The sequence below is a fragment of the Streptomyces sp. NPDC088706 genome, from assembly GCF_044752765.1.
GTDB lineage: Bacteria > Actinomycetota > Actinomycetes > Streptomycetales > Streptomycetaceae > Streptomyces.
Window position 1 is genome coordinate 678,670 of sequence record NZ_JBIVLW010000001.1, and the last position, 13,724, is coordinate 692,393.

General features: G+C 73.9%; 10 protein-coding genes and 2 pseudogenes. 2 read left to right on the plus strand and 10 right to left on the minus strand.

Annotation, left to right across the window (positions count from 1 at the left end):
• Positions 1–122: 122 nt before the first annotated feature.
• The 5 genes and pseudogenes from dnaG to ACIQAK_RS03165 all read right to left on the minus strand — a co-directional run bounded on the left by dnaG (position 123) and on the right by ACIQAK_RS03165 (position 6,483).
• On the minus strand, positions 123–2,042 hold the full coding sequence (dnaG, locus tag ACIQAK_RS03145) for a DNA primase (RefSeq protein ID WP_366388044.1): 1,920 nt from the start codon (positions 2,040–2,042) through the stop codon (positions 123–125).
• Positions 2,043–2,185: 143 nt separating this feature from the next.
• Positions 2,186–2,725 (minus strand): helix-turn-helix domain-containing protein, encoded by a 540-nt coding sequence (locus tag ACIQAK_RS03150; protein WP_366388043.1) that lies wholly within the window; start codon positions 2,723–2,725, stop codon positions 2,186–2,188.
• Positions 2,726–2,802: 77 nt separating this feature from the next.
• Positions 2,803–4,062 carry an FAD-dependent oxidoreductase gene (locus ACIQAK_RS03155; protein ID WP_366388042.1) on the minus strand — a complete coding sequence of 420 codons (1,260 nt, stop codon included), beginning with the start codon at positions 4,060–4,062 and terminating at the stop codon, positions 2,803–2,805.
• Positions 4,063–4,187: 125 nt separating this feature from the next.
• Complete coding sequence (locus ACIQAK_RS03160; RefSeq protein WP_366388041.1) at positions 4,188–5,546, minus strand: deoxyguanosinetriphosphate triphosphohydrolase; 1,359 nt, start codon at positions 5,544–5,546, stop codon at positions 4,188–4,190.
• A gap of 53 nt (positions 5,547–5,599) precedes the next feature.
• Positions 5,600–6,483, minus strand: a pseudogene (locus ACIQAK_RS03165) (sirohydrochlorin chelatase).
• Between the two features lie 382 nt (positions 6,484–6,865).
• On the opposite strand from ACIQAK_RS03165, the gene ACIQAK_RS03170 reads away from it, so the two are divergent.
• Positions 6,866–7,606, plus strand: coding sequence for a vancomycin high temperature exclusion protein (locus ACIQAK_RS03170; protein WP_401847758.1), 741 nt, complete (start codon positions 6,866–6,868; stop codon positions 7,604–7,606).
• 172 nt (positions 7,607–7,778) lie between these two features.
• Positions 7,779–9,660 (plus strand): annotated as a pseudogene (locus ACIQAK_RS03175) (molybdopterin oxidoreductase family protein).
• Here ACIQAK_RS03175 and ACIQAK_RS03180 read toward each other — a convergent pair.
• From ACIQAK_RS03180 to ACIQAK_RS03200, 5 genes are all read right to left on the minus strand, one after another.
• A complete protein-coding gene (locus ACIQAK_RS03180) occupies positions 9,623–10,222 on the minus strand; it encodes a gamma-glutamylcyclotransferase family protein (RefSeq protein ID WP_366388040.1) in 600 nt (199 codons plus the stop codon). The pseudogene ACIQAK_RS03175 and the gene ACIQAK_RS03180 sit on opposite strands and share 38 nt — an antisense overlap.
• On the minus strand, positions 10,219–10,560 hold the full coding sequence (cutA, locus tag ACIQAK_RS03185; protein ID WP_366388039.1) for a divalent-cation tolerance protein CutA: 342 nt from the start codon (positions 10,558–10,560) through the stop codon (positions 10,219–10,221). The genes ACIQAK_RS03180 and cutA overlap by 4 nt, the downstream gene beginning before the upstream one ends.
• A 62-nt stretch (positions 10,561–10,622) precedes the next feature.
• A complete protein-coding gene (locus tag ACIQAK_RS03190) occupies positions 10,623–11,240 on the minus strand; it encodes an NAD(P)H-dependent oxidoreductase (protein ID WP_366388038.1) in 618 nt (205 codons plus the stop codon).
• A gap of 60 nt (positions 11,241–11,300) precedes the next feature.
• Positions 11,301–11,747: a S26 family signal peptidase gene (locus ACIQAK_RS03195; RefSeq protein WP_366388037.1), complete on the minus strand. Its 447-nt coding sequence runs from the start codon at positions 11,745–11,747 to the stop codon at positions 11,301–11,303.
• A gap of 3 nt (positions 11,748–11,750) precedes the next feature.
• The gene (locus ACIQAK_RS03200) at positions 11,751–13,664 is read right to left on the minus strand and encodes an ABC transporter ATP-binding protein (protein ID WP_366388036.1); all 1,914 of its coding nucleotides are present in this window, start codon (positions 13,662–13,664) and stop codon (positions 11,751–11,753) included.
• Positions 13,665–13,724 lie beyond the last annotated feature (60 nt).

Consider the following 13,724-nt stretch of genomic DNA (forward strand, 5'->3'; position numbering starts at 1 on the left):
CGGATGACGCTGGAAGCCCCAGTGTGGGGCACGGCACAGGGTTGCCACGAGGGGCGTGCGGGGACTTTCTGATTCCGGTCGGTCACCGGGCGGTTACTGGTCCCGGAGGTCCTGGTGCGCGCTCAGAGCGCGTCGGCGCCCCTCGCCCGCAGGGACTGCGCGTACTGCTGGAGCACCCAGACCTCGTTCTGCGCGGCGGCCAGGTCGTCGGGGGCGACGTGGCTGCCGAGGCGGGCGAGGCTGCCCTGTACGTCGTCGATCCGGCGGTCGACGGCGCGCAGCCGGACGTGGACGAGCTGCATGCCGGCGTAGGTCTCGTCGATCGTCCGGCCCATGAAGACCTCGACGGCGAGCTCGGTGACGAGGCTGCGCACGGTGTTGTTGGGGGCCGCGTCCATGACGGCGACCAGATACTCGCGGTCGTCGCCGAGGCCGCGCTCGGCGCCGCCCGCCTCCGCGATGCACCGGCGCACGGCGGCGTAGGGCGGGGCGGTGAACTCGTCCACGCCGTAGGCGTCGAAGGCGGGGGAGACCAGGGCGGGCTTCTGGAGGGCGAGCTTGAGCAGTTCGCGCTCGGTGCGGTGGGCGGGGCTGCGGAGGTTGAGCGCGGGGCCGGAAGGGGCGGTGGGGGCCTGGACGGCCTGCTGGGGAGGGCCGCCGCGCCGGTCCTGGGGCCCCGGTCCCCGGCCGCCGCGCGCGTCGCCGCCCTTGTCGCGGGCCCAGCGGGCGAGCTGGGCGACGCGGCGGACGACGAACTCCTGGTCGAGGATGCCGACGAGCCCGGCGAGCTGGACCGCCACCTCGCGCTGCACACTGCTGGTCTTGATCTTGGCGACCACGGCGGCGGCCTCGTCGAGCGCGGCCGCTCGGCCCGCCGGGGTCTCCAGGTCGTACCGGCCGACGATCTGGCGCAGGGCGAACTCGAAGAGCGGGGTGCGCGGTTCGACCAGGTCGCGTACGGCGTCGTCCCCCTTGGCGAGGCGCAGGTCGCACGGGTCCATGTTGTCCGGGGCGATGGCGATGTACGTCTCGGCGGCGAACTTCTGGTCGTCCTCGAAGGCGCGCAGGGCGGCCTTCTGACCGGCCGAGTCGCCGTCGAAGGTGAAGATCACACGGGCGCTGCCGTTGTCCATGAGGAGGCGGCGCAGGATCTTGATGTGGTCGTTGCCGAAGGCGGTGCCGCAGGTGGCGATGGCGGTGGTGACCCCGGCGAGGTGGCAGGCCATGACGTCGGTGTAGCCCTCGACGACGACGGCCCGGCTGGCCTTGGCGATGTCCTTCTTGGCCAGGTCGATGCCGTAGAGCACCTGGGACTTCTTGTAGACGGGGGTCTCGGGGGTGTTCAGGTACTTCGGGCCGTTGTCGTCGTCGCGCAGCTTGCGGGCGCCGAAGCCGACGATCTCGCCGGCGGTGTCGCTGATCGGCCACATCAGCCGGCCGCGGAAGCGGTCGATGGGGCCGCGGCGGCCGTCCTGGGAGAGGCCGGAGGTGATCAGCTCCTTGTCGCTGAAGCCCTTGCCGCGCAGATAACGGGTGAGGTGGTCCCAGCCGGCCGGGCTGTAGCCGACGCGGAAGTGGGAGGCGGCGTCCTGGTCGAAACCGCGCTCGGCGAGGAACTTCCGGCCGATCTCCGCCTCGGGGCTCTCCAGCGCGCGGACGTAGAACTCGGCGGCGGCCTGGTGGGCCTCGATCAGCCGGATGCGTTCGCCGCGCTGGTGGGAGGGGTTGTAGCCGCCCTCCTCGTACCGCAGGGTGATGCCCGCCTTGGCGGCCAGGCGCTCGACCGTCTCCGAGAAGGAGAGGTGGTCGATCTTCATCACGAACGCGATGGTGTCGCCGCCCTCCTGGCAGCCGAAGCAGTGGAACAGGCCCTTGCCGGGGCTGACCTGGAAGGAGGGGGACTTCTCGTCGTGGAAGGGGCAGAGTCCCTTGAGGTTTCCGCCGCCCGCGCTGCGCAGCTGGAGGTATTCGGACACGACGGAGTCGATCGGGACCGCGTCCCGTACCGCCTTCACGTCGTCGTCGTTGATCCTGCCAGCCACGCATGAAGTCTACGGGTGGGCTCGGACAACCCGGCGCCCGCAGGGCTCCACCTCTGCCGCTTCGGGGGCCGGCCGGGGGTCAGCCGGTGCGGCGGGCGGCCCGGACGGCGCGTTCGGTGCGTACGGTGCGTACGCCAGGGCGGTCATGCCTGTGCGGAGTTCCCCACGATGCTGCCGCACGGGCCGCCCTCCGCGCCGATCACGTGCGGCAGCATCGTGGGGAAATCGGCCGCCTGGTCGGTCTCGACGCGGAAGCGGCGGTGGCCCAGCATGAGGACCGCGGTGCCGGAGAGGACGACCGGCCGCTCCCGGCCGGGGTGCGCGCGCATCCGCGACGGGTTGTCGGGGGGCGGCTCGGTCATCCGCTGCCGTACGACGGTCATGCCGGGGTCGCCCTGCACGGGCCGGCGCATCAGCCCGTGGGCGGCGTCGATCACCGGGCTGGTGACGACGTCGTCGGACGCGGTCTCCACCAGCTGGTCGAGCGAGGTGTCCAGGGCGCGGGCGAGGGTGACGAGCTGGTCCAGGGCGAGGCGGCGCTGCCCGTTCTCGATGCGGCTGGGCGAGGACTGGCCGAGGTTCGCCCGGCCGGCCGGCTCCTCCAGGGGCCAGCCCTGCGCCACCCGCAGGGCGCGGATGCGTTGGCGTACGAGGCTGTCCAGCTCGGCGTCGTCGTGCTCCACGCGCGGCAGCGTATGCCGGTGGCAGAGCGGACCCGGCCCAGGGGCGCGGGTGGCCGGCCCTCGCCCCCCGGGGGCGGTCAGAGCAGGGACTCCAGCGGCACCGACGGGTCGGCCAGTGCTTCCGGGTCGTGCCGCTGACCGGCCCGGATCAGCTCCTGGATCGTGTCCGTCACGTCCCACACGTTGACGTTCATCCCGGCCAGGACGCGGCGGTCCTTGAGCCAGAACGCGATGAACTCCCGCTTCCCCGCGTCGCCCCGGATGATCACCTCGTCGTAGGAGCCGGGCGGCGCCCAGCCGGAGTACTCCAGGCCCAGGTCGTACTGGTCGGAGAAGAAGTACGGCACCCGGTCGTACGTCACGTCCTGGCCGAGCATGGCGCGGGCGGCGGCCGGTCCGCTGTTGAGGGCGTTGGCCCAGTGCTCGACGCGAAGCCGGACGCCGAGCAGCGGGTGGGCGACGGCGGCGACGTCCCCGGCGGCGTAGATGTGCGGGTCGGAGGTGCGCAGCGAGGCGTCCACGGCGATGCCGCCCCCGTGCGCCCGCTCGGCCAGCTCCAGCCCGGCGGCCTCGGCGAGCGCGGAACGCGGGGCGGCGCCGATCGCGGCGAGCACGTCGTGCGCGGGGTGCTCCTCGCCGTCGTCGGTGCGGGCGGCCAGCACCATGCCGTCCTGGCCGATGATCTCGGTGAGGCGGACGCCGAAGTGGAAGCGGACGCCGTGCGAGCTGTGCAGCTCGGTGAAGATCTGGCCCACCTCGGGGCCGACGACCTGGTGCAGCGGAGTGGGCTCCGACTCGACGACGGTCACCTCTGCGCCGTATCCCCGGGCCGCCGCGGCGACTTCCAGGCCGATCCAGCCCCCTCCGGCGATCACCAGGTGACCGTTGTCGCGGCCGAGGGCGGCCAGGACGTTGCGCAGCCGGTCGGCGTGGGCCAGGCGGCGCAGGTGGTGGACGCCCGCCAGGTCGGTGCCGGGGACGTCGAGGCGGCGCGGTTCGGAGCCGGTGGCGATCAGCAGCTTGTCGTAGTGGATGACGGTGTTGTCGCCGAGCTGCACGGTCTTCGCGTACCGGTCGAGGACCGTGACGGGCTGGCCGAGGTGCAGCTCGATGTCGGCGCCCGCGTACCAGGGGCGCTCGTGCACGAAGACGCTGTCGCGTTCCTCCTTGCCGCCGAGGTAGCCCTTGGAGAGCGGCGGCCGCTCGTAGGGGTGGTCGCGCTCGTCCCCGATGAGGATCACCCGGCCGGTGAACCCCTCCGCGCGGAGTGTTTCGGCCGCCTTCGCCCCGGCGAGTCCCGCTCCGACGATGACGAATGTCCGATGTGCGTCGACCACTTGATGCCTCCTCAGTACTGTGCTGCGCGGCGCCCCCGGCTGCGAGCGTCCCGCACGCAGCGTGATGACGAAAGAGGGTGTGCCCCGGACAGGTCACCCCCAGTGGTCAGTTTCCAGTCTGCCTCTCAGCCTCGGCGGGCGGTGAGCGCGGCGTGCAGGGATCGTGCGGAGGCGTCGGTCAGGGCCGCGATCTGGTCGACCAGGACGCGCTTACGGGTGTGGTCGTCGGGCGCCTGGTCGAACAGGGCCCGGAAGTGCGGCTCCAGCCCCTCGGGGGCCCGGGCGGTGAGGGCGGCGGCCAGTTCGGCGATGACGACGCGCTGGTCGGCACGGAGGGTCTCCTGCTCGGCGCGCTGCATCACGTAACGGTCGGCGACCGCCTTGAGCACCGCGCACTCGTTGCGGACCGTGCGCGGAACGACGAGTTCCGCCCCGTACCGGGTGAGGCGGCCGGGTCCGTACACCTCCCGGGTGGCGGTCTCGGCCTCGGTGCAGAACCGGCCGATGAGCTGGCTGGTGGCGTCCTTCAGGCGGGCCTGGGCCACGGCGGAGCCGTCGTAGCCGTGCGGCCACCACTCCTGGTCGATCAGCCGGTCCAGGGCCTCCGCCAGCTCCTGCGGGTCGGTGTCGGCGGGGACGTACCGGCCGATGGCGACGGCCCAGATCTCCTGGCGCTCCGGCTCGGCGTAGAGGCAGTTGGGGTCGATGTGCCCGGCGTGCAGCCCGTCCTCGAAGTCGTGCACCGAATACGCCACGTCGTCGGACCAGTCCATCACCTGGGCCTCGAAGCAGGTGCGGTCCTCGGGCGCCCCCTTGCGGGCCCACTCGAAGACCGGGAGGTCGTCCGCGTACACCCCGAACTTTACCGAGTGCGGGTCGGTGGGGTGCGCGCCGCGCGGCCAGGGGTACTTGGTGGCGGCGTCCAGGGCGGCGCGGGTCAGGTTGAGGCCGACGCTGGCCAGGTCGCCGGTGCGCGGGTCGCGGACGAACCGCTTCGGCTCCAGCCGGGTCAGCAGCCGCAGCGACTGGGCGTTGCCCTCGAAGCCGCCGCAGTCGGAGGCGAAGTCGTTGAGCGCCTGCTCGCCGTTGTGGCCGAACGGGGGGTGGCCCATGTCGTGCGATAGGCAAGCCGTCTCCACCAGGTCCGGGTCGCAGCCGAGGACCGCGCCCAGCTCGCGGCCGACCTGCGCGCACTCCAGGGAGTGGGTGAGCCGGGTGCGGGGGCTGGCGTCCCAGACGAGGGAGCGGGTGCCGGGCGTCACGACCTGGGTCTTGCCGGCGAGCCGGCGCAGCGCCGCGGAGTGCAGCACCCGGGCCCGGTCGCGCTGGAAGGCGGTGCGGCCGGGGCGCTTGTCCGGCTCGGTGTCGAAGCGCTCGGTGTCGGCTGGCCCGTACGGAACAGGTCCCGCCCCGCGCCGTGTGCCGCGCGCACCGTCCGTGCCGTGTGTCTGTCCCGCCCCGCGTACGCCCTGTGTGCCGTCCATGGTCCCGACAGTAGCGACCGGGACGGACAACGTGTCGTGAGCGGGCCGGGGAGTCAGGCGGAAGCGAGCAACCTCACGGCTTCGGAGGGGGCCGTGAGGGACAGTGCCTGGTCGTAGCGGTGCAGGAGGAGGCGGGCCATCGCGGGGTGGGCGCCGAGCGGAACGGCGGTGGTCCGGGGGGCGGCGTCGGCCGCGGCGGACGCGAAGCGGCCCGGTGCGGTGAAGCAGGAGGCGACGAAGGTACAGTGCCGGCCCCGGGCGGCCAGCGCGCGCAGCGCGGCGGGGACGGTGGGGGTGGCGGCGGAGGCGTACGCCGGGACGACGGGCACCCCGCCGAGGCGCTCGGCCAGCATCCGGGCGGTACGCCGGGTGTCCTGGGCGGAGTCCGGGTCGCGGGACCCGGCGGCGGCCAGGACCACGGCGGCACGGCGGCCCCCGTGGTCGGCCGGGTCCCAGCCCGCCTCCACGAGCCGCCCGTACAGCGCCTCCACCAGCAACGGGTGCGGCCCGAGGGGGGCGGCGCTCCGGGTCCGTACGGCGGGGGCGGCAGCCGCGGCGGCGGGCAGGTCGTGTTTGACGTGGTGGCCGCGTCCCAGGAGCAGCGGTACGAGGACGGCGTCGGCTCCGCGCAGGCCGTCCAGGGTGTCCGGGAGGAGCGGCCGGTTCAGCTCGATGTGGCCGAGGCGGACGTCGAGGCCGGGGCGCAGGTCGCGGACCCGGTCCAGGAGCGCGAGGACGGTCCGCAGGGCCCGCGGGTCGCGGCTGCCGTGGGCGACCACGACCAGGGTGGGCGGGACGCCTGCGGCGGTGGGGGGCCGGGGCGCGGCGGGGTGCGGGGCATGGGCCTGCGGGTTCCGTTCCGGGAGACGAGGCTGAGCTGGGTGCCGAGCTGGGCGGTGATGCGGATGAGCAGCTGCGTGGTGCTGTCGAGGGGCACGGCGCCGTGGCCGCCGGGGGATGCCGTGCTGTTGGGGGGTGCCGTGCTGTTGGGGGGTGCCGTGCTGTTGGGGGGCGCCGTGCTGTCGTGGGGCGCCGTGCTGTTGGGGGGGCGCCGTGCTGTCGGGGGGCGGAAGCGGTGACTGGCGAGGCTGTTGTATGGACGGCTCCGTCATGGACCGATGGTGCCGGGCGCAGGTTGCCGGGCCGTTGCGCGAGGGTCACGGGGGTTTTCCGCCGCCTCACGGAGGGGTGGTGGCCGGTGTGCGGTGCGGGGGCCTGCACCCGTTTCTGCCCGTCGGCGAACCTTTCGGACGTTTCGCTCGTCAGGTGGGGTGAGACCGAACGACGGTACGAACGACGAGGGGGTTCCCGTGCGGGGGATGCGAGGGGCACGGGTGGCGTCGGAGGCCGGCGCGGAGAAGCGCAGACCATGGCTGCGGCTGCGGTTGCGGCTGCGGCTGCGGCTGCCGCGGTCCCGCCGGGCCCAGCGGCTCGCCGTACAGGGCCTGATGGCGCTCTGCGTGCTGGCGCTGCTGCCCGCGACCTGGATGCGGGTGGGCGCCGACGCCCGGGTGGGGACCACGGCGGACGCTCCGGCCCGGGAGGTCGCCCTGGTGTTCGGCGCCGGTCTGTGGCAGGGCCGACCGACCGCGTACCTGGCCCACCGCCTGGACGCGGCGGCCGAGCTGTACCGGACCGGGAAGGTGAAGGTCGTCCTGGTCACCGGGGACAACAGCCGGGTGGAGTACGACGAGCCGGACGCGATGCGCACGTACCTCACCGAGCGCGGGGTGCCGGACGACCGGATCGTCAGCGACTACGCCGGGTTCGACAGCTGGGACTCCTGCGTGCGGGCCAGGAAGATATTCGGGGTCGACCGGGCGGTGCTGGTGAGCCAGGGCTTCCACATCCACCGGGCGACCACACTGTGCCGCTCCGCCGGGATCGACGCGTACGGGATCGCCGTCGAGCCCCGGGACGCGACCTGGTACTACGGCGGCGCCCGGGAGCTCGCCGCGTCGGGGAAGGCGGCCCTGGACGCCCTGCTCCGGCCGGATCCGCGCTTCCTGGGGCCGCGGGAGGCGGGCGTGACGGAGGCGCTGGCCTCGGCGGCGGGCTGACGGACCTGGGGGCCGCGGGATCTCGGCGCCCCGAGCAGAAGCTCACCGGGAGGTGGGCCGGGGAGCTGACCCGGGACCTCACAGGGGCGTGGGCTGCGGGCTGAGGTGGGCGTTCCCGGGGCGTAACCGGGTGCCCCCGTCCCCGTAATACCGCTCTCGCAGGCTGGGCCCCATGACCGGTGCCGAGACCCCCACCCACTGCCCCTACTGCGCCCTCCAGTGCGGCATGACCCTGCGCCCGGTCGCCGGCGGGGCGGTGGCCGAGGTGGTGGAGCGCACCTCATTCCCCGTCAACCGGGGGGCGTTGTGCGGCAAGGGCCGCAGTGCGCCCGCCGTGCTGCGCCGAGGGGTCCGGCCGGCCTCCCCGTTGGTACGGAGGCGGCCCGGCGGTGCGCTGGAGGAGGCGGGCTGGGACGAGGCGCTGGGGCGGATCGCCGAGGGGCTCGGCGGGGTGCGGGCGGCGCACGGGGCGGACGCGGTGGGTGTGTTCGGCGGGGGCGGGCTGACCAACGAGAAGGCGTACGCGCTCGGGAAGTTCGCCCGGGTGGTGCTCGGCACGTCGCAGATCGACTACAACGGCCGCTTCTGCATGTCCTCGGCGGCGGCGGCGCACCAGCGGGCGTTCGGGCTCGACCGGGGGCTGCCGTTCCCGCTGGAGGACATCCCACGCTCGGGGTGCGTGATCCTGGTCGGGTCGAACCTGGCCGAGACGATGCCGCCCGCGCTGCGGTATCTCACCGAGCTGAAGGCCAACGGGGGCCGGCTGATCGTGATCGACCCGCGCCGCACCCGCACCGCCGAACAGGCCGACCTGCACCTGGCGCTCCGCCCCGGCACCGATCTGGCCCTGGCACTCGGGATGTTGGGGCCCCGAGCAGCAGGCCAAGGGGACGGACACGGTGGGTGCCTGGATCAACTTCTGCCTGGCCACCGGGCGGGCGGGCAGGCCGCTGTCCGGGTACGGGTGTCTGACCGGGCAGGGCAATGGGCAGGGCGGCCGGGAGCACGGCCAGAAGGCCGACCAGCTGCCGGGCTACCGCAAGCTGACCGACCCGGCCGCCCGTCGCCATGTCGCGGGGGTGTGGGGTGTGGACCCGGACAGCCTGCCGGGGCCGGGGCGGAGCGCGTACGAGCTGCTGGACGCGCTCGGCCAGGACGTGCGGGCGCTGCTGGTGATGGGCTCCAACCCGGTGGTCTCGGCCCCGCACGCCTCGCACGTGGAGCGGCGGCTGGCGTCGCTGGACTTCCTGGCGGTCGCGGATGTGGTCCTCTCCGAGACGGCGGAGCTGGCGGACGTGGTGCTGCCGGTGACGCAGTGGGCGGAGGAGAGCGGGACCACCACCAACCTGGAGGGCCGGGTACTGCTGCGGCAGCGGGCCCTGGACCCTCCGGAGGGGGTGCGCAGCGATCTGGAGGTGCTGCACGGCCTCGCGGGACTGCTGGGCCACGGCAAGGGGTTCCCGGCCGGCCCGGCCGAGGTCTTCGACGAGCTGCGGCGGGCCTCGGCGGGCGGCGCGGCCGACTACGCGGGCATCACCTACGAGCGGATCGCGGCCGAGGACGGGGTGTTCTGGCCCTGCCCCGCCGCGGACCACCCGGGAACGCCCCGGCTCTTCCTGGACCGGTTCGCGACGGAGGACGGCCGGGCCTCCTTCGTCCCGGTGGTGCACCGCGCGGCGGCCGAGGAGACGGACCGGGAGTATCCGGTGGTGCTGACGACCGGACGGGTGGTGGCGCAGTACCAGTCGGGCGCCCAGACCCGCCGGGTGGACGAGCTGAACGCGGCGGCCCCGGGCCCGTTCGTGGAACTGCACCCGCGCCTCGCGGAGCGGATCGGGGTGGCAGAGGGTGGGCTCGTCGCGGTGGTGTCCCGACGCGGGCGGGCGGTGGCGCCGGCCCGGATCACCGGGGCGATCCGGGCGGACACGGTGTTCATGCCGTTCCACTGGCCGGGTGAGGGCCGGGCCAACACGCTGACCAACCCGGTGCTGGACCCGGTGTCGCGGATGCCGGAGTTCAAGGTGTGCGCGGTCCGCCTGGAGGCCGTCCGGTGACCCACCGCCCCTCGGCGATGAGGCTGCCGCCGGTACGCAGGGACCGGGTGACGGCGGCCGCGGCGAGGTAGACCCAGGCGCGCGTGGTGGTCTTCCCCGCCTCCGCCTGCCCCGGCCCGCTGTTGCCCGGCTCCGCCTGCCCCGGTCCGCGCTCCCCCGCCTCCGCCTGCCCCGGCCCGCTGTTGCCCGGCTCCGCCTGCCCCGGTCCGCGCTCCCCCGGCAGTTCGACCTCGCGGACGACCCGCTCGTACAGATTGCGCGGGTGGCCGGGCCCGAGGTACTCCTCCAAGTGGTCCAGGAGCCCGAGCAGTTCCCCGTACACACCGGGTGCCGCGGTGAGCAGGGTGCCGTGGACGCGGCCGTGGCCGTCGATGGCGTACGGGTAGCCGGGCCCTTCGTACAGCAGGGCCCGGGGCAGGACGGCCGCCCGCTCCCCCGACGTACGGCCCCGGAGGAACAGGTCGTGGTTGGGTTCGCCGGGGAGCAGCGTCCCGTACACGAAGAACGGCAGTTCGCCGGTGGGCGGGGAGCCTGGGTCGAGGGTGCTCATGGCCGCCGTCACAGGGCGGCTGCGGGGGCCGTCTCCGCCGTGACCCAGCCGAGGTAACGGGCGCTGCCCCGGATCACCGGGATCGCGATGATCTCGGGCGTGTCGTAGTCGTGCGCCTCCTGGAGGTACTCCTCCAGCTCGTCGTAGCGCTCGGCCGCCGTCTTGAACAGCACCTGCCACTCCTCGGAGGACTCGATGGCGTTCTGCCACCGGTAGACGGAGGTGACCGGCGCGGAGATCTGCGCGCAGGCCGCCAGCCGGGCCTCCACCGCCCCCTGCGCCAGCTCGTGGGCCTTCGCCTCGCTGTCGGTCGTGGTCAGTACGGTCAGCCATGCCGGCGGCGCTGTCATCGTCGGTCTCCTCCAAGTACGGCGGGCTCTCGCCCCTGCACCGATTGTCGGCCCAGTGCCGGTCAGCCGCTGTACGGATGCCGGTTCCTGGCGTCGCGCAGGGCGTTGCCCCACCAGGCCAGCTGGTCCAGGAGCGCCTTGACCGCCCCTTCGGCGTCCGCCGGGTCCCGGTGGTTCCCCTCGTCGTCGAAGAGGGCGCCCGCGTTGTGGAAGGAGACGGTGTCGCGGACGGAGACCATGTGCATCTCGGCGAAGACCTGGCGGAGCTGCTCGACCGCCCGCAGCCCGCCGGACCTGCCGCCGTACGAGACGAAGGCGACGGGTTTGGCCTGCCATTCGGCGCGGTGCCAGTCGATGAGGTTCTTGAGCGGGGCGGGGAAGGAGTGGTTGTACTCGGGGGTCAGCACGACGAACGCGTCGGCCGCCGCCAGCCGGGCCGAGACCGCCTCGACCCGGGCGGCCGCCTCGGGCGCGGGGCTGAAGGAGAGGGCGTCGGGGAGGCGGGCGGTGGCGACGTCGATGAGGTCGGTCTCGATGCCCTCGTGGCGGGCGGCCCGGCCGAGGAACCAGTCGGCGATGACCGGACCGAAGCGGCCTTCGCGGTTGCTGCCGAGGATGACGGCGACCTTGAGCGGCTTGAGGGGAGCGGGGGATGTGGTGGGTGCAGGTGTGGTGTCCATGGCTTCGAGCATTCAGCCTCAACCAAGGTTGAGGTCAAGTCGCCGTGCGGATTGCCCCGGTCACCTCCGGCGTCGCCCGCCGACGACGGTTCCGAGGACGGAGGCGGCGGGGACGTAACCGAAGTGCCGTGAGTCCTGGGTGCGTTCGGCGTCGCCGCGGACCACGAGGCGGCCGGCCGGGACCGGGTCGCCCGGGCGGGCCCCCACTCTCTCGCGCACCTCGGGAGGCACCGGGTCGCCCGGCAGTGCGGCTACCCGCTTGACCAGCCACTCCAGCCGGTCCGGGCTGTGCTCCGCCAGCGGGTTGCGGAAGACGACCACGTCGTGGAGCCGGGCCCGCGCGCCCGTGCGGACCAGCAGGGTGCTGCCATCACCGAAGGAGGGCGCCATGCTGGAGCCGGTGACCCGGATCAGCACCAGCTTCCCGCGCAGCAGCACCGCCCCCAGGCACACCGCCCCCACCGGGGCGCCCGCCCACAGCAACCGCGCCCGTGTCGCACCGGGCATCGCTCACACCACCCTCGTGTCCTGGTATCCCGCCGCCTGCACCGCGAACAGGGCCGCGTACCGGCCCTGTCGGCCCATCAGGCGATCGTGCGTGCCGGTCTCCGCGACGGATCCGCCGTCCAGGACCACGATGACGTCGGCGTCCCGCAACGTGCTCAGCCGGTGCGAGACGAGCACGCTGGTCCGGTCCGACCGGTGCCGCCGCAGGGCCAGGTGGACGTCGTGCTCCGCCTGGGCGTCCAGCGCGGAGCTGGGCTCGTCGAGGATCAGCAGGTCCGCCTGCCCGCGCATCAGCGAGCGGGCCAGGGCGACCCGCTGCCACTGTCCGCCGGACAGGGTGGTGCCGGGCCGGGCGTCGTAGTCGTCGACCTGGACCCGGCTGAGCAGCGTGTCGTACCCCTCGGGGAGGGCGGTGAGACGCTCGTCGACTCCCGCCTCGCGGGCCGCTTCCCGCACACCCTCGCGGTCGGCGAGCCGGGGGAGGTCGCCGACGCCGATGTTCTCCTGCGCGGTGAGGTCGTACGCCATGTAGTCCTGGAAGGTCACGCCGATGCGGCGGCGCAGCTCCGTCACGTCCATGGTCCTGATGTCCACGCCGTCCCAGAGGATCTGGCCGCGCACCGGGTCGTAGAAGCGGCACAGCAGCTTCACCAGGGTGCTCTTCCCGGCGCCGTTCCTGCCGACCAGTCCGACCGCCGTTCCGGCCTCGACGGTGAGGTTCACACCGCGCAGCACCCAGGGCCCGGAGGGGTCGTAGCGGAACCAGACGTCGCGCAGCTCGATGGCGTCGCGCAGCGCGGGGACGGGGAGGTCGCCGGAGGCGAGGTCGTCCGGCGTCTCCATCAGGTCGAGGAAGTGACCGAACAGCCGGGTGCCCTCGACCGCCATGCCCGCCTGTGCCACGATGCCGCCGGTGGTCGCCTGGATCCCTGCCGCGGCGGCGACGAACAGGACCACGTCACCGACCCCGAACCTGCCGTGTGCGGCCCCGACCGCGACGACCACGGTGCCGAGCCCCGTGACCGCGGAGTTCAGGAGCGCGAAGCCGGACTGGACGAGCATCCCCCGGCGGGCCACACGCAGTTCGGCATCGGTCGCGTCGCCGAGGGCGCGCACCAGCCGGCCGTGCATGAACCCGCCCAGGCCGAAGAGGCGGATCTCCTGAGCGGCCCGGGGGTCGGTGAGCAGTCCCCGGTAGAACATCCGGCGGCGGTACTTGCCGGACACCAGCTCGGAGACCTCGGCCTGGCGTCGTGCCTGATGGAGGCGGGCCACCAGCGCCGCGGCGCCCACCAGCGCCAGCAGCCCGGCCATGGGCGGCCACACGGCCAGCAGCACCCCGGTGAACCCGGCCACGGACGCGCACGCCTGGACGGCGGTCTGGCTGAACATGGTGATGTTGTGGGGTGCGTCCTGCGCGGCTTCCTGAGCCAGTCGCAACCGGTCGTGGAAGGCCGGCGTCTCGAAGAGCCGCAGGCCGCGGAAGTGGTTGACGCGGGCGAAGAGGCGGTCCTCGACGGTCACGACGAGCCGTTGCCGTACGACTTCGTCGAGGTAGGAGGCGAGTTGCTGGGTGACGGCGGTGGCCGCTCCGACGGCGGCGAGCACCACCGCGAGCAGGGTGGCGTGCCCGACGTCGGCCGCGCTCCCGCGGCTGATCTCGTCGAAGAGCAGCTTGCTGAGCCAGGCGGCGAGGGCGGGCAGCAGCCCGGCGACCACGGCGGCGGCGAACATGGCCGAGGTGCCGGTCCGCGTAGCTCGGAACTGGAGGGCCACGCAGGTCAGCGCCGCGCTCAGGCGCAGTCGCGCGTGGGGGCGCAGGCCGGGTTCGTCCGGTGCGTCCGGCGCCTCCGGTTCGCCCGGTAGCACCGACCGGTCCTGCTCGGGTGTCCGGTCCTGCTCGGGTGTGTCGGGCACAGCTGCACTCTTCACTGATCGGCCCCGGCCCCTCGGGGCGGGGCAGCTCTCGGGCGTCGC